Origin of the sequence: Pseudomonas tumuqii, from assembly GCF_013184545.1 — a bacterium.
In the GTDB taxonomy this organism is placed as follows: Bacteria; Pseudomonadota; Gammaproteobacteria; order Pseudomonadales; family Pseudomonadaceae; genus Aquipseudomonas; species Aquipseudomonas tumuqii.
On the sequence record NZ_JAAOJA010000003.1, the window covers coordinates 44,008 to 61,121 of the forward strand.

General features: G+C 57.8%; 11 protein-coding genes. All 11 read left to right on the forward strand.

Annotation, left to right across the window (positions count from 1 at the left end; genetic code table 11):
* The first annotated feature begins 95 nt into the window (after window positions 1-95).
* Window positions 96-884: a hypothetical protein gene (locus G9C89_RS06700; protein ID WP_172146555.1), complete on the forward strand. Its 789-nt coding sequence runs from the start codon at window positions 96-98 to the stop codon at window positions 882-884.
* Window positions 875-1,546, forward strand: a complete 672-nt coding sequence (locus G9C89_RS06705; RefSeq protein ID WP_172146558.1) for a hypothetical protein — start codon at window positions 875-877, stop codon at window positions 1,544-1,546. Before G9C89_RS06700 ends, G9C89_RS06705 begins: the two co-directional genes overlap by 10 nt.
* Before the next feature lie 4 nt (window positions 1,547-1,550).
* Entirely contained in the window at window positions 1,551-4,976 is a 3,426-nt protein-coding gene (locus G9C89_RS06710) for an ATP-dependent helicase (protein WP_172146561.1), read from the forward strand.
* A gap of 109 nt (window positions 4,977-5,085) precedes the next feature.
* Window positions 5,086-5,595, forward strand: coding sequence for a hypothetical protein (locus G9C89_RS06715; RefSeq protein ID WP_172146563.1), 510 nt, complete (start codon window positions 5,086-5,088; stop codon window positions 5,593-5,595).
* Between the two features lie 32 nt (window positions 5,596-5,627).
* Window positions 5,628-6,065: a DUF7665 family protein gene (locus tag G9C89_RS25690; protein WP_449301110.1), complete on the forward strand. Its 438-nt coding sequence runs from the start codon at window positions 5,628-5,630 to the stop codon at window positions 6,063-6,065.
* Window positions 6,013-6,531 (forward strand): hypothetical protein, encoded by a 519-nt coding sequence (locus G9C89_RS06720; protein ID WP_172146565.1) that lies wholly within the window; start codon window positions 6,013-6,015, stop codon window positions 6,529-6,531. The genes G9C89_RS25690 and G9C89_RS06720 overlap by 53 nt, the downstream gene beginning before the upstream one ends.
* 10 nt (window positions 6,532-6,541) lie before the next feature.
* Complete coding sequence (locus G9C89_RS06725; protein ID WP_172146567.1) at window positions 6,542-7,912, forward strand: thiamine biosynthesis protein ThiF; 1,371 nt, start codon at window positions 6,542-6,544, stop codon at window positions 7,910-7,912.
* Window positions 7,913-8,153: 241 nt separating this feature from the next.
* A complete protein-coding gene (locus G9C89_RS06730; protein ID WP_172146569.1) occupies window positions 8,154-8,459 on the forward strand; it encodes a hypothetical protein in 306 nt (101 codons plus the stop codon).
* A gap of 111 nt (window positions 8,460-8,570) precedes the next feature.
* Window positions 8,571-8,711: a hypothetical protein gene (locus G9C89_RS06735; protein ID WP_172146571.1), complete on the forward strand. Its 141-nt coding sequence runs from the start codon at window positions 8,571-8,573 to the stop codon at window positions 8,709-8,711.
* Between the two features lie 195 nt (window positions 8,712-8,906).
* Complete coding sequence (locus G9C89_RS06740; RefSeq protein WP_315852806.1) at window positions 8,907-11,864, forward strand: DEAD/DEAH box helicase; 2,958 nt, start codon at window positions 8,907-8,909, stop codon at window positions 11,862-11,864.
* Window positions 11,864-17,113 carry a hypothetical protein gene (locus tag G9C89_RS06745; protein ID WP_178115480.1) on the forward strand — a complete coding sequence of 1,750 codons (5,250 nt, stop codon included), beginning with the start codon at window positions 11,864-11,866 and terminating at the stop codon, window positions 17,111-17,113. Before G9C89_RS06740 ends, G9C89_RS06745 begins: the two co-directional genes overlap by 1 nt.
* Window position 17,114 lies beyond the last annotated feature (1 nt).

The following is a 17,114-nucleotide window of genomic DNA, read 5'->3' on the forward strand; positions in this document are numbered from 1 at the left end:
TGATCGCAATGCGATCAAGCTGAAGTCGAGCGGGGATTCTTCGGGATACTTAAAGGACGCTCGGTTTTTGCTGTTGAGCAATGCAAGGAGGTGAGATGGTTCGATCGCTGACCAAATGCGACTCAAAAGGAGCGCTATACATTCGCCCACCCACGGTGGAGGCCCAGATTGAGCAGGTTCTCAGCCTGGATCTCGCGACATTGCGACACCGGTTTGCGATCACAGATCGTAGCTCGCCCGGCCATCTGAGTTCCGAGTGCCTGGTTCACTTGATCCGCGATGCGATTTGCTCCGGAAACATCGTCAAAGCTAGTGCAGTGCTCCCTATATTACTCGCTCGCTGCGAAGCCAATCTCCTCGTCAAGATTCCGGACGGACAACTCTCGAGTGCGGCCAGCTTGCGGGAGGAGGCACTGAGCCTGTTCAGTGAGATGTTCGCAACCGACGGAACGGAGGAAAACCCGAACGATCTCGACTATTTCGAATGCCGCTTCAATCGGGCTTTTCGAGCCCTCCGCATCGACTTGGTGCGGAGCGAGATGAACCGTCTTAAGCATTTAGCGCCACTGCCCGATCACGCCGACGACGCTGAGCCAGATCCCGATGAGGATGTCTTCGCCCGCATGACGGAGACATTTAGGACCCCTGCTACACAAGAGAGCACTCTTTTCCTGGATGAGCTCTTAGAAGCGATCAATGCTTTACCGCCTGACGAGCGTAAGGCCGTTACTCTCTGCCATGTGTTGGGGTACAAGGAGGAATCCGAAGACCCTGAGGAGGTGACGGCAGCAACGTTGTGCAATTGCACAGGGCGTACCATTCGCAACCGCTTGACTCGGGCGGCGGCGAAACTGTCGCGATTCAAGGAGGACATATGCCCCTGAACCTGATTCCCAGTGCCGCGCCGCTGCGCGACGCACTATACGAACTCTCATTGGCGAAACACGAGCTCGATGCTGATCTGCTTGACGACTTGGTTCGACGTTATCCGAACTATGCTGAGGAGCTAACTGACTTCGCCATTGAGCTCGCCCTAGATGCACTGCACAGCGATGCTGCCGTCGAAGCGGCTGAGGCTGCTATCGATCCGACTGTCGTCAGCCCCGCGGTGTCGCGCGCAATGAGCCGCTTTCAAAACCGCCTTTACGCGACTGGAAGAAGTGGTCCGACCGCTGTCAAACAGGATCGGCCGCTGGAGGCATTCAAGGATGTACCGAATCCTTTCTCTACCCTAACCCGCGGTGAGTTTCGGGCGTTCGCCGGCCGGATCGAGGCTTCAACCGTTTTCGTCGCGAAGCTACGTGATCGACAGATCGAACCGGAGACGCTAACGGACGGGTTCCTGCGCTTGGTCGCTGACGAGCTCCATGCGCCGCTCGACGTCGTCGTCGCGCATTTTTCCGCCACACGAACTGCAGCGCCGATGGGGCGACAGTTCTACAAGGCTGACGAGAAGCCGAACAACGACAGATTCCAAACCTTCGCAGAAGCTGTGCACAGCTCGGGCCTGACCGAGGCGCAACAGCAACGGCTTTTGAGTCTCTGACGGCATGGACGCGTTCGAATCGATTCGGGAGGCGGCGGCCCGTCTTCATGGCGAGTTGGTAGCAACTGGTTCGGATCCGCTTGATCCGCTTGCGCTCGTCCATGCTGCAGTGGCGCGACTGGATCTCGAACTCGTCTGGTTAGAGCCCGGCGACCCTGCGCTGAAAAACGCGCGAGCGCTCTTCGACGAACAGAGCGGCGTGGTCTGCTGCGAGACGTCAGGTGACATTGCCACGCGAGCATTGCTTGTTGCCCACGAGATCGGACATGCCGAGATTCATTCGGGCTCTTCGTCTTGCGTGGCGGATGACATTGACCCGTCGCGCTCGACTGAGGCCGTACCTGTAGGCCTGCAACGCGTCGAAGACTATGGCGCAAGGGAGCGGCGCGAGCTTCAGGCGAACGTCTTCGCTCGGGAGTTTCTCTTGCCGCGCTCCTTCGCGAGACGGCTCCATCTCGATGATGGCCAGACAGCGAGCACAATCGCCCAGCGTACGGGTCTGCCGAAACCGCTCGTGCGCCAGCAACTCTTTGACGCCTTGCTTCTTCCACCGGTGCCGACTTCGGAATCGGTATCGGAGCCACCCTATACTCCGCGACCCGACCCATCACAGGACCGGGCCGCAGCCCATCGAGGAGTGCCGTTTCAACTCCAGGCCGGGCCAGGAACGGGCAAGACCCGTACGCTCATCAAACGCGTCATGTCGCTTCTGGCGGAGGGCATCGACCCGACCGCAATTCTTGTGTTGACCTTCTCCAATCGTGCCGCCGGTGAGTTAGCAGATCGTCTGGCGCTCGCGGCCCCCGAGGCAGCGCCCCGAATCTGGATCGGGACCTTCCACGCCTTCGGATTAGAATTAGTTCGGCGCCATCATGATCGGCTTGGCCTTCCGTCGAATCCGACGCTCTTCGATCGCAGCGACGCCATCGAGGTGCTCGAGGAAATCCTGCCAACACTGTCGCTCATCCATTATCGCAATCTCTGGGATCCGGCGATGGTACTGCGGGATGTGGTGGCCGCTATTTCGCGCGCTAAAGACGAACTTGCCGATCCGGTGCGATACCGGGCCCTGGCAGATGCGATGCTCACTGCAGCGGCCGACGACGATGCCCGAGTTTCGGCCGAGAAATGCCAGGAAATCGCCAACATTTACGACCTGTATGAGCAAGCCATACGCGAACGCGGCGCCGTCGATTTCGGTGACTTGATAATGCGGCCGGCACTGCTCCTCGAGGCTGATCCGGCGCTTCGCCTTGCTGTCCAGCTTCGTCACCGGCACTTGCTCGTTGATGAATATCAGGATGTGAACCGGGCGAGTGCCAGATTGCTGAAGGCCGTGGCGGGCGACGGTAGTCGTTTATGGGTAGTTGGCGACTCCCGTCAATCGATTTATCGGTTTCGGGGCGCGTCCTCGGCCAACATGGCCCGGTTCAGCGTCGATTACCCTGGAGCGGATGTAGATCAACTGAGGATCAACTATCGCTCAACCGAGCAGATCGTAAACAGCTTCGCCGCCGTCGCGCCGAAGATGGGGGCATCTGGAGGTATGCTGCCGCTTGCCCTTGAAGCCGACCGGGGACAAGGCCCAGCGAAACCTGAGATCCGCAGATTCGACACACTTGAAGATGAGGCGGAGGGCGTAGCAGCGAGCGTTCGCGAGCTTGAGCACCAAGGAGTGGCCTTGCGAGACCAAGCTGTACTATGTCGGTCGAATAGGCGGTTGAATGACATCGCCGCGGCGCTGGAGGCGCGTGGCATTCCAGTTCTTCATCTCGGAAGCTTCTTCGAGCGCGAGGAGGTCCGAGACTTACTGGCGCTTATCAGTCTTGCGGTCGACCCGTTCGGCGATGCCCTCGTACGCGTCGGAGCGATGTCGCGCTACCACCTCTCATTGCAGGATGTGCATGTTGCTTCTCGCCATCTCCGTACCATGGGCCAACCGGCCTTGGCCGGCTTAGCTTCGCTGGCAAGCGCTGAAGGTTTGTCGCCGGAAGGCTGCATGTCGCTGACCCGTCTTGGTCAAGATCTAGCAGGAATCTCGCCAAACGCATCGGCATGGGAGTTCCTGTCGACCTATCTCCTTGATCGGACCGACCTCCTGCGCGAAATGGTGCAGGTGACCACAGTCGCGGGCCGGATGCGAGCGGTCGCAGTCTGGCAGTTCCTGAACTTCGTGCGTGAACAGAGCCCAATTGGTGGCGGCACTCCTATCCAGCGAACGCTTGATCGTGTTCGACAGCTCGTTCTTCTCGCGGAAGAGCGCGACCTCCGGCAGGTTCCACAAGCTGCGCTTCACATGGACGCCGTGCGCCTTATGACTGTGCATGGCAGCAAGGGCCTTGAATTCGAGGCTGTTCATGTTCCAGGCCTGACAGTGCAGAGCTTTCCATCCGCGAATCGCGGCCAGCGCTGCCCGCCGCCGACCGGCATGATTGAAGGTGCCGAAGAGTTCTCTGTCTCGGATGAAGCTAAACGCGCGCACGAGCATGAGGAAGAGTGTCTGTTCTTCGTCGCGCTCTCGCGTGCTCGCACCTATTTGCGGCTCTATCTGGCGCGGCGCCAGCCCAACGGTATGAATCGCTCGGCCTCACGCTTTCTCGAGTGGATGCCACCGGCGCTCATTGATGAGATCGCGCGCCCTGCAATGTTTCCTCTGTCTGCAGATGCACCGTGCCCCTTATCGGTTGTGGTGACCTGGCCCGCAGACTGGATAGTCACGGACAGCCGCCTTACCTCCTATGAGAAATGCCCACGCCGCTTCTTCTATACGCACGTGCTGGGCCTCGGTGGTGCACGTAAGGCGACTGCCTTCTCCCGAACCCACGATTGCCTCTACGCCTTGCTGCGCTGGCTGGCCGAAGCCCGACGTAGTGCCGAACCGACACTGGCCGAGGCCGAGGCGGCATTCGAGGAAATCTGGCTAGAACGTGGTCCCGTCGACCACGCCTTTGCGGGCGACTATCGCCGTCTTGCGTCGCGACTTGTCGCTGCTCTGATCCGCTCGGGTGCCGGAAGGTGTTTCAGCGAAATCGAGCCACTGGCGATCGACCTCCCCAATGGCCGCATCTACGTCGAACCCAATGAGCTTGCGGAGCTTCCCGACGGCACTGTAGTGCTGCGCCGCGTTCGCACGGGTTACAAGCGCAGCGATGAATATGACCGGCTCGAATACACGCTTTATAAGCTCGCTGCGCAGGCACGATTCGGTACCGCTGCCATAGTCCAGGCACTGCATCTCACTGACGATACGGCCGAGGCCGTTACCGTATCGCCCACCAAGCTCAACAACCGCCAGACCAAGAGCGACACCATGCTCGCCGGCATCGGGGCTGGACGGTTTCCTACCGAGGTCGACTCAGTGACGTGTCCCCGGTGCCCCCACTTCTTCATCTGCGCCGCGATGCCAGAAGGGCCGCTGACACTCCTCTAAAGAATTTTGCCTTCGCCTTTCCGGGTTCCGCTGTCTGAACCGATCAGAGAGGTAAGGGACGGAGCTGGGCAATAGAGCCTTGCACTTCCGGTCCCCGGAGTGCAAAACCATGAAATCTATCGACCTGTTCTATCAAGGCGAAGGGCTTGGCGAGATCGAACATCTCGAAGTCGAGCCAGACGCAACCTTCGCCGTCATCAAAGCCCGCCTCGCCGAAAAACACGGCGTCGCCGCCCACGCGTTCCTCTTCATCGAGGACGAGGAAGATCCGCTCGCCGACAACGAGCGGGTGGGCGATCGCGCTGGCGCGATCGGACTGAAGCTTCATCTGAGTCGCTGCCGCCACATCGAGGTTACGGTCACCTTCAATGGCGAAAACGTCGACCGCCGCTTCCCGCCAAGTGCGACGGTTGCCCGCGTCAAGCGCTGGGCCGCCGAGCGTGAGTTCGAAATGAGCGAGGAGGAGGCCGGCGAACACGTCCTGCAGATCGTAGGGACGCACGATCGCCCAGCGCCCGGCACCCACATCGGCGCCTTGGCTCCACGTAATACCTGCGCACAAGCCTTTGATCTAGTCGCCGACGAGCGTGTCAACGGCGCGCTGGAGATTGATGAGTGAGCGCGCCTGACCAGCGGGCATTCGAGGCAGACGTGGCGAAAGCCACGTTCCGCCTGGGACAGACCGAAGGGCGATGGCGCCTGATCGGGGTCACTTGGCCCTTCGTTTTGATTGCCATTACCGCGAAGGACAATCACGAGTACGTCTTGCGACTGGATTGTGCCGGCTACCCGCAGACCCCACCGACTGGCGGCCCCTGGGATCCTGATCAGAATGCCGTCCTGGCTTTCGAACTCTGGCCCTGTGGGCGGGGAGGGAGGGTTACGGCCGTGTTTCGCACCGACTGGAAGAATGGCATGGCGCTTTATCTTCCTTGTGATCGAGAAAGTATTCTCGGTCATGACAACTGGCGAACTGAGATGCCATCGAAAATCTGGCGCCCATCACAGGGGATCGTCCAATATTTGGAGCTCGTACATGAACTTCTCCATTGCCGAGACTATTCGCCGCCTCCTTGCGCCGCGGCATGAACTGTCCTGCTCCTGGCTCCTGTGGCGAAGGCTTATTGCAGCTTTGCGCGAGCGGGGGCGGGGATGCAGGCAGGAGAGCGGCGCGTTCCTGCTGGGATATCGGAGCGCTGGCCGTGCCCGCATCGTCGATTTCGTCCTCTATGACGACCTCGACCCACACTGTCTGGACACTGGAATCGTCCGGTTCGATGGCCGCCACTTCGGTGACTTGTGGGCGATCTGCAAGGCGCGCGGATTGTCGGTTGTCGCTGACATCCATGTTCATCCCGGTGGTGAAGCGCAGAGCCACTCAGACCGCGCACACCCGATGATCTCGCGGGCGGGGCACTTTGCTCTGATCCTTCCGCGGTTCGCTACTGAGCCACTCTCGCGCCGTGACATCGGCATCTACCGCTACCAGGGTTCAAAGGACTGGGTCACCATTCCGCCGTATGAACGGCGGCTTTTTCTCCATATCGGTTTCTAAAGGATCCGCCATGATCACCTTCGACCCCTCCGAGAAGCTGCACCGTCTGGTCAAGCAAGCGCTAGACAGTGGCGCTGCCCAAAGTCTCGCCGAAGCCGAGGCCCTGTTTCAGGGCTATTGCCTCGCGCTCATTATCGATCAAACCGAAGCAACGAATCCCCTGAGTCAAGCGGCTCTCTTAACGGCCGTAGCCCTCGGCCGGCGCGTGTTCCTAGGCGGCGTGATGGTCGAGGGCACACTTGATGTGCCGTTGACCGTGCCGATGCCACTGGGCGCCACATTGCGTGAAGCGGTGATAGCGCTAGGGGGGGCAGTCGCGTCCGCCGCAGATGGAACGCCGACCATCGTCATCGGCGGGGGCGCCCGACTGCGGCGCCCCGGTTTCTGCGTCAGGACCGCGGTCGGCGGATGGCGCGGCGGAATCCTGCCGATCCACTCCGAACTTGCTCCGGAACCTGGACCTGAAATGCCTCTGGCCGCAATGCTGGCTGCAGCCCTGGCGATCAACGAGGCCTTCCTCTTCGTCAACGGCGGAGTACCGGTGGCGGGGCACCGGCCCATCGGCGTGTCCCTCTGGAGGCCCGAGGCGCAAGCAGACTGGCTAACGGGTGACTCTAACGAACCACAGTTGGCCTATCTTCCGTCTCGTTTGTGGTTGATTGGCCTGGGGCATCTCGGGCAAGCCTATCTGTGGGGTTTAGGGCTCCTGCCTTATGCGGATCCGGGCGATGTTTCTTTGGTGATGCAGGACGTGGACGTGATTACCCCGTCCACGGAAAGCACGTCGATTCTCACTGACGCTTCGATCCTGGGCGTGAAGAAGACTCGCGCCATGGCGGCGTGGGCCGAACGGCGCGGGTTCACGGCCGTCATCCACGAGCGACTGTTTGACTCCGGCTTCACGAGGCAGGCCGATGAGCCTACGGTGGCATTGTGCGGGCTCGACAATGCGCTCGGTCGACGCGCTCTCGATCTGGTTGGGTTCGATCTCGTCGTTGAGGCCGGGCTCGGCCGCGGCCATCGTGACTTCCGAACCATACGGCTTCACGTCCTGCCCAGCCCCCGTCCGGCGGCCGAGATCTGGAAGGTCGGTAAGAGGGACGATAAGGTAGAGGACCGCGCCGCTTACGCGAAGATGTTTGAGGATGGCCAACTCGACCGCTGCGGCGTCACCCTGCTGGCCGGAAAGGCGGTGGGAGCACCTTTCGTCGGAGCTGTCGCGGCAACCTTGGCTCTTGCGGAGGTGCTGCGGTTGCTCCATGGTGGCGCGTTGCACCAGTTGATTGATCTCGACTTGCTGAGTGTTGAGCACCGGCTTGCATCGCCGCACCCCTTCGATTTCAGTCGCCTTAACCCCGGCTATGGACTCGCGGTAACCTGACTCGCCGCCATCTTATGAGCCTTCGTAGCAAGCAACCTTTTGCTTCACGGGCGTCGCTGCATCACCTGCAAAAATGGAGCTACATCAGCTGACCTATACTTCCGCCGAACACTAAAAATGGGGGAATTACCAGCGCACTTGCTTTAGAGCTCTCTCATTACAACGGTCAGCCCTAAGGGCGTGGACGCTTCGCGCCCACAAAGACATCGGAAGTCCGAACGCTCATTAGCTGGAGTCCCATATGGCTAGAACCCTTTTAGATGTTCAGCTTGCACGCCTGCTTTACCCCTTGGTTATAGACGTGGCCGCGAGCAATGCTCTGCTTACCTACTCGGAACTGATCGACCGTGCCCAGGCTCGCTATTCCGATGATCAGCGGGTCGCCAACCTCATTCCAGTTCGTGTGGGACGAATTCTCTGGGTTATATACGATTTTGTAGAGGAGCGTGAGTTGCCGCGTCTGACGTTGGTGATAGTCAGCAAGACGGATAAGTACCCTGGCAGCGCCATGTGGCAACACGATTGTGAGGCTGAACAGCAGCGTTGATTTGAGTTTGATTGGTCAACCGTTGACCGCGACTTCAACCTATACGGCAAGCAGAGTGAGAAGGCGGTTACCCCTCTCAGGCGACTCAAGCGCGAGGAGGCAACGCGGCTAATGTCCGAGCACTATTTTGGCAATCGCGCCAGCTATCCCAGTACCATCAGGGATCTTCGTGAGACCATCATCGAAAACATCGTTAACGGCATGAGCGTGGCTGACGCGTTCGCCGTAGAGGCTGAGTTACTACAAAGCTGATTTCTTCGGGGTTGCGATCGATTCCGTCTTCTCCCGCATTTAGCTCAGCGGGTTGGCTGTCGGCGAGCGTAGCCAAAATGTTGTTGCCGGTACCTGAAGGCAATGCGAGTGATGGGCAATCGACTGAAAGGCTTTTATTTACCGTGAATTGAAGGTTAGCCATGGCTAACCCGGATAAGGACAAACCAATTGACAGTGTTCACTCCCGGCATGCGTGTTGAATGCCGTAATGCAGAATGGTTGGTAACCCGGGTGGACGCCGCTGGCAGCAGTCAGCATCAGATCGTGTTCTGCTCAGGTGTTGATGATCTCAATCGTGGGCATGAAGCGGCCTTCCTGACCCAGCTCGATACGCTGCGTGAAGTGGATCCGCGTAAGACTGAACTTATCCGTGACGACTCCAACGGTTATTCCCGGTCACGGCTGTTCCTTGAGGCGCAGCTGCGCCAAATGCCGTTAACCGATCCAGAGCCGCATGTGGATGACATGGGGGCATTTACCCCCATGGACTATCAGAAAGAGGCAGTTCACCGCGCCCTCAAGCAGATGCGGCCGCGTCTGTTGCTGGCTGATCAGGTCGGTTTGGGTAAAACAATCGAAGTCGGCATGATCCTCAGCGAGCTGATTCGCCGCGGGCAGGCAGGGCGCATTCTGGTGCTCGCCAAAAAGTCCATGCTCACCCAGTTTCAGGCTGAACTGTGGAATCGCTTTGCCTTGCCGCTGGTGCGCATGGACTCTGCTGCTTTATCCAAGCTGCAGTTGAAAATTCCCGCCTCGAAAAACCCCTTCGAGGTTTATCACCGCATCATCATGTCGATTGACACCCTCAAGGACATTGGCCGTTACGCCCATTTCCTGGAAAACACCCGCTGGGATGTGGTCGTCATCGATGAGGCCCATAACGTGTCCGGTGGTGGCAACCCTGAAAAGCACCTCAGCTACCGACTGGCCCGTCGTCTCTCGCGCCGAGCCAACAGCATGATTCTTACTACGGCCACGCCCCATAACGGCAAGCGGGAAACCTTCGGGCGCCTCATCAGTCTGCTTGACCCCTCAGCTGTTCCCGACCCGAAGCTGCAGGAATATGAAGCCGCAGACATCGCCCCCTTCTTCCTGATGCGTTTCAAGGAGGACGTCAGAGCCGAGGCCGGAGACAACTTCTCTGATCGGGAAGTGATACCGCTCGAACAAACCACCGTCAGGGCCACAGAAGCTGAGGAGAGTGCCTACCACCAGCTCGCGCATATCCGGCAGCTGGTACGGGACAAGCAGATCGATACCCAGGCCATCGTCAGTTGGGGTATGTACAAGGCCTTCTTGTCCAGCCCGGAGGCTTGTCTTTCCACCGCGCGCAAGCGACTGACACAGTTGCAGTCCAATGATCCCGGCTCCCGCGAAGTGGACGAGCTGAAATTGCTGATAAGTCAGCTTCAGCCGCTCAAGCTTGAAACCAGCGCACGTTTTGCTCTGCTGATCCAGCAGCTGGAAGCCATGGGCTGGGATGGCACAGCCAAGAGCCCGCGACTACTTATGTTTACGGAAAGCCGGGTTACCCAAGAGTTTCTGGCACCAGCGCTGGCCAAACACTTTAGCTTGGCTTTCAGCGACAAGCAGGAAAAGCAGGCCGGCCAAGTCATTGCTGCCATACACGGCGGTATGTCTGATGCGACTCTGGCTGAGGTGGTTGAGTCATTCGGTACGGGCACCAGTCCGATGCGCCTGCTGCTGGCTACTGATGTGGCATCAGAAGGCGTGAACCTGCATCACCAGTGCCATCACATCATTCACTATGATCTGCCTTGGTCGATCATCACCCTTATCCAGCGCAATGGCCGTATCGACCGATTTGGCCAGAAACACTCACCCGTGATCCGCTATCTCATGGTGGAAACCCGTGAGGGTTTGCTGGAAGGGGATAGCGAGATTTTCGGGCGCCTGGTCCGCAAGGTGGAAGAAATCAACCGCTCCACCCGCACCGGAGAGAGCGTGCTCAAGCTGTATGACGCCAAGCGTGAAGAAGAAGTCATTGGTGAAAGTCTGGTGCAGGGTGACAGGGCACTGCTTGATCGTATGGAGAAAAGCAGTGGGGAGACTAGCGAGCTGGAGTCACTTCTCAAGTCAGCCAATCAACAGGGTCATGAGAACTTACTCGACTTCCTGCTAGGGGATGGCAGCCAGCCAGCCGAGATGGCACTCGATGCTGAAGGCATCAAGGACAACTCCCGCATTCGTCTGCTCTCCAACAGCGAATTCTTTGAGCAGGGCTACCGGATACTGAAGACTCAGGTCGGTGGCAACGACTGGCACCCGCTGGAAAAAACCGCAGAACAGTTTATTTTCACTCCGCCAAAAGAACTGGCGCGTCGCCTGGGGGCGCCCTGGGTTGAAAGCGAAATGGTCTATGGTGCCTCAGCCATGCCCGAAGAAGCTTGGCCAGAGGATCAGCAACTCTACCTCACCGCCAGCCCCAAACGGGTCAACAACGCTATCCAGGCTGCACTGGCGCACAAGGGCCAGTGGTCACGCGAGCTACTGCTGACAGAGCAGCACCCAGTCATGCAGTGGCTGGCTGAGCGACTGATGATGCTGCAGCAGCGGGGGGAAGCGCCGCTCATCAGCTCACCCTTCCTGCAGCCCGGCGAGCTGCTGTTCTGCTTTATCGGTCAGGTCAGCTCCCGCGCCGGCACGCCGCTGATTGTCGACCCCCATGGCGTATCCTTCCGCAAGGGCGGTCAATTCCAGATCCGCCCGCTCAAAGAAGCGCTGGCGGAGGTCGACTTCAACAAACTCACCAACAGCGGCAAGCGCGGCAATCTGCCTGAACATTTGCTCAAAAGCTTCCTTTCCTCCGCGGTAGACCAGAGCCTGCACCACATGCGCAAGCTCAAGGATCTGCGCCGCGCTGAAATCCGTCCGCGCCTGGACGAAGAGAACAAACGCCTGGAGCACTGGTTTGCCCGCTGGGCTGAACGTATTGATGGACAGTTGGCCGGGTTACCGCCTGAAGGCAAGCGCGCCACCCAGCTCAGGCAGAAACGTGAAGAAATGGAAAAGTACCTGGACGACCGCAAGGAAAACTGGGAAATGACCCACTACCGGGCGACGGATGAAGCCACTACACGCCTGGTGTTGGTTGTGGAAGGGGTTCAATAATGGCTTTGGATAACGCAATCAAGAACGTGGGTGACTACTATGCCGCCCACTACCTGGCCGACAAGAACGGCTTCGCCAAAGACATTGCCGCGCAGTCCAAAGCCTGGAAGGAAGCCGGCAGCCAGTCGGCCCCTCGCAAGCTGGCTGCCCTTTCCACAAGCTACTTCAAAGCCAAGACCGAGGCGCTGGACTACCCCGAGCCGCTGCTGCGCGCAAGGGCAGCCAACGCTGCGATTGATGCCTGGCACCCGGCCTTGCTGCATGCTCTGGGCTACCAGCCGCAGCCCTTTGCTTTGGAGCTGTCCAGCGAGCGGCGTCAGCTGCCGGTATTGCATCGCCTCAACCGGCATAACCGGCCCTGGCTGGTAATCGCCCAGGCGCCGTTCTGCCTCTCAGATGGCGAGAATGATGAAGAGCCGCTGGAGCAGGAGGTGCTGCCCACCAGCAAGCTGGTTGACGGCCTGCCCACCCTGCAAGCCAGCTGGGAAAAAGCCATCGCCCTGCTGCTCAAACAGGAGGACGCCCCGCGCTGGGTGATGCTGCTGGCCGGGAGCCGTATCTATCTGTTGGACAGCCATACCTACGTCCAAGGGCGGTACCTGTGGATCGATATGGATGAGGCCTATGGCCGCAACCAGAAGGATACCTTTGACGCCATCTGCGCCTTGGTCTCATGCGAGGCTCTGGTGCCACAGGGTGAATCCGATGAGGTGCTGCACGAACGTCTGCGCGAAGGCAGCCTTAAAAGCACCCACGGCGTATCGGAACAACTCCAGAGCGCGGTTCGCGAGGCCATCCAGGCCATTGCCAATGGCTGGGTAGATGCCAGACGTCAGGCCAATCTGGGTTACCGCCAGCTCAGTGAGCGTGAATCCGCATTGGCCGACGGAAGCCGCGAGATCACGGCCGATCAGTTGCGCCATGATGCACTCATCTATGTCTACCGCTTGCTGTTCTGCCTGTATGCCGAGGCCCGTGGTGGTGATCTGGGTATTCTGCCGATCACCGACGATGTCTACCGGCTGGGTTACAGCCTGGAAGCCTTGCGCGATTTGGTGGATGCCAACGAGCCGGGGACGACCACGGAGCAGGGCACCTATATAGCCGAACACCTGAACCGCTTGTTCCAGCTTATCTATGAGGGCTTTGATCCGGCACACGACGGTCTGGAAGCGGAAGAGCCCGAATTTGCGGAGTTTGGTCGTCTGCCCAAGCAGGACAGCCTGTTTGGCAATCCTGCCGGTGAGCAATTGTCGCTGGCCGGGAGCAGTTCAGGCGGTCGCAGCCGTTATACACCCGGCAAGGTATTTGCCATCCAGCCCCTGACAGCGTCCCTATTCGATCCCCTGGCCACGCCACTGCTCAGCCGAGTCAAACTGCCTAATCGGGTGCTGCACCGGGTCGTGCGCTGCCTCAGCCTGGGTACCTCACAACAGAGCAAGCGCATTGGTCGCATCAACTACGCCGAACTGGGCATTGTTCAGCTGGGTTCGGTGTATGAAGGTTTGCTCTCATACCGCGGTTTTTTTGCGGATGAAAAGTTGATCCAGGTGTACCAGAAGGCCAAAAACGGCAAGCCCATGCTGGACAATGACATCGACGCCAAGGTGCCGACCTGGTTCGTGCCGGCAACCCGGGAAAGCGAGTTCAAACCAGGCGAAATAGTGTTGGAGCATCGGACCAAACAGACACGGTATTACAATCCGGGTTCATTTATCTTGCACCTGAACGGTGTGGACAGGGTCAGCAGCGCTTCCTATTACACCCCGGAAGTGCTTACCCGCACGCTTGTGGAAGAAGCGCTCAAGGAACGGCTCAAGGATTTTGGTGCGGAGCAGGCGGACGAAATCCTCAGGCTCAAAATCTGTGAGCCGGCTATGGGGTCGGCGGCCTTTCTGGTCGAAGCTACTGACCAGTTGTCGCGTCGATACCTGACTCTCAAGCAGAAGCAGCTTGGTCGCAGTATCGACCCCAGTGAGTATGAGGATGAGCTGCGCCGTACCCGCCATTACATCGCTGTGCACAACGTATACGGTGTGGATCTCAATCCAGTCGCTGTGGAACTGGGTGCGCTCTCATTGTGGTTGTCCACCATTCACCGGATCACTCTGAACCCCGGTGACGCGGACAGTCAGCCGCTTTACCGCCCGGCTGCCACACCCTGGTTTGGCCTGCGTCTGCGTGCCGGTAACAGCCTGATCGGCGCCCGTCGCAGTGTTTGGAGCAAACAGCAGCTGCTGCGCGGTCTGTTCTATGGCAAGAACGCCCAGGCACCACGACAGCTCAAGCCTGGCGAGGCTCGCCAGCCCGGTGAGGTCTATCACTTCCTGGTGTGGGACGAAGATATGGCCCCCGCGGCCAATGACAGCCTGATGAAAAGTCATTGGCCCAAGGAATGCGAACAGATCAAGTTGTGGCGGAATAGCCATGTCAAACAGAAGCATTCGCCGGAAGAGGTTGCCCGGCTAGAACATCTGAGTGAGCGCATAGATGCGCTCTGGGCCGACTACGCTGCCGAACGCCATAAGGCACTAGCCAATACCGCCTGTACCGCTAGTGTATGGCCCATCACCCAGAACGACTTGAAAGCCACCAGCCCCAGTCCCAGTCTCAAACGCCAGGAGCAAATCAAGGCCACGTTGGAAGCGGAATCGGGTGCTTTCCAGCGCCTGCGTCTGTTGATGGACAGCTGGTGCAGCTTCTATTTCTGGCCCCTGGACCGGGCTTCAGACCTGCCTAGCAGGCAGGCCTGGCTGGCCGCTGCTGAAGTGCTGCTTGGTCAGGGCACCGACGATCCTGCCACCCGCGCCATGCTGGATATTCAGCTGGGTGTGGCCATCCGCCTAGAAGACTTGTTCCAGGCCAGTCAGCAGCATCTGCCCGATGCGACCCATCTCAGCGAACTGGTGCCTTGGTTTGGTGTCGGGCGCCATACCAGTGCAGATCAGAACTTCCATCATTGGGAGCTTATTTTTACCGAGATCCTCGGGCCAAAGGTGACTGGTAGGCCAGAGCCTGGGGGCTTTGATCTGATGTTTGGCAACCCGCCTTGGCTTAAAGTGACGTGGAGTGATGCGCCTTTACTAAGCGAGTTTGAGCCGCTTTTGGGGGTGCGTGATGCCAGGTCGGCCACTTACAACCGTGAGCGTTCGAATTTGTTGCAGCACTCAGAGCGACTGCAAATTTACAAACGTGCTTTTGAGCAGGGCGAGGGTATCAACGTCTTCCTAAATGATGCCACCTTCTACCCTGCACTAGCCGGTGTGCAGACTAACCTCTACAAGAATTTTATCGAAAGGAGTTGGGACCTGATCGCTGAGGGCGCGATGGTTGGTTTTTACCACGAATACGCGATTTTTGATGATGCAAAAGGCGGAGATTTCAGAGAGGCGCTATACCCGAGACTGCGTGCCACCTATCAATATCAGAACTGGCTTCCATTGTTTGCGGATGTAGGGTCAGCCAAAGTTTTCTGTATGACTTTAACTTCCACTCCGAAGTCAGAAATATCCTTTAAATCGATCAGTAATATTTTTCATCCTCGCGCAATTTTACAGTGCGAAGACCTGGTGAGCGCGGACTATCAAGTACCGGCATTGAAGGATGAATTTGGTAAATGGGAGATGCGGGGGCATCCAAAAAGACAGCTGTTCATAACAAGTCGGGAGCTGGAGCTTTTTGCAAAACTCTTGGATGAAGAAGGAACGCCCTGTAATCGGGCTCGACTTCCACAGGTGCATAGCCAGCAAGTTTTGAAGGTGCTGGAAAAGTTTGCAAATGCTCCAGTTCGGCTAGGTGATCTTCAGGATGAATATCACGCTACTGTGATGATCGATGAAACTTATGGGCAACGGGATGGAATTATTACCCGAATGGAAAGCCCAAGCTTTCAACCTCAGAGTGCCGATGAGTGGGTGATTTCAGGCCCCCATTTTTATGTTGGTAACCCTTTCACCAAGACGGCGCGCTCAGTTTGCAAGGAAAAAAGTGATTACGATGTTGTCGATCTCGGGAACATCCACAGCGACTACTTGCCCCGTGCTGTTTATCGCCCGGGCGATGAGTATGGCGACCTTTCCGCCTTTTTCAATGCGATCCCCGAATGGCCAAAGCCACAAAAACCTGTCAAAAATGACAATTTTTGGAAGCCCGGTTTTTGGCCGGTTGCCGATGATGAGGTGGCAGCATATGAAACCTTACTCGGCGAGCCACTCATTCGCTATGGAGTAGATTGCATCAACCCTGGGGCAAAAACAGCAAGACGGTTTGGTTTTTTCTGCCATTGGGATGGTGACATCGAAGGTGCCGTGTATTGGCTAAAAAATAATGGACTGGAGTGCAATAGCCGAGAGTTCATGGAGCTGTTTTCGGTTTCAAGGCTTGAGCAGATAAAGCCTAGCGAGGACCAGAAAAAACGGCTGCCCAAACCCTTGACTGCTTACCCTCGCTTTATGGTGAGGGATATGTGTCAGCCATCAAATGAACGAACGTTGATGGGGGCACTAATGCCACCTGGCGCTTCTGCTATTAACACAGCAAGAGTGGTGGCTATGTTTGATCAGTATAAGTTACTTGTGTTTGCAGGGTTTTGTTCGTCGGTTGTTTCGGACTTCTATGTAAAAATGAAAGGCCGTGGACATGTCCATAACTCTGATTTGGCAAGCCTTATTTTACCGAGCAGCAGGAAGCTTTCCGATGCAATCGTGGCAAGAACACTCGCACTACAGTGTGTGTCGAGTCAGTTCGATGTTTTTTACAATGATATAAAACTTGATGTCGATGGCTTTGGACTTCTGACTAGTGCTTTTGATGGTACTGATTTCTCGATAGAAAAGCGCGGAACTCTTCGCAATGATATGCAGCGGCATTTAGCCCAGATTGAAATTGATGTGCTCTGCGCGCTTGATCTCGAACTGGCAGAAGAGGAGCTTATCCAGATCTATTCTGTTCAGTTCCCTGTAATGAAGTCCTATGAGGAGGTTGACGAGTACGACAGCCGTGGCCAGCGCTTGCCTAATACAGCGCGGAAGGACTCTGGGGGCACAGATCTGCGTGCGGCTAGAGCAAACCATGATGGTACCTCTCCGCTGAATGTCAGCTGGGAAATCGACAACGGCAACCAAACTGTTACTCGAACTTTCTATCCGCCCTTCACCAGAGTTGACCGGATAGAGGATTACCGTACTGCCTACCGAGTGTTCTCCGAACGGCTGGGACTGGTAAGCAATACTATCGAGAAGAGCGCCTGAC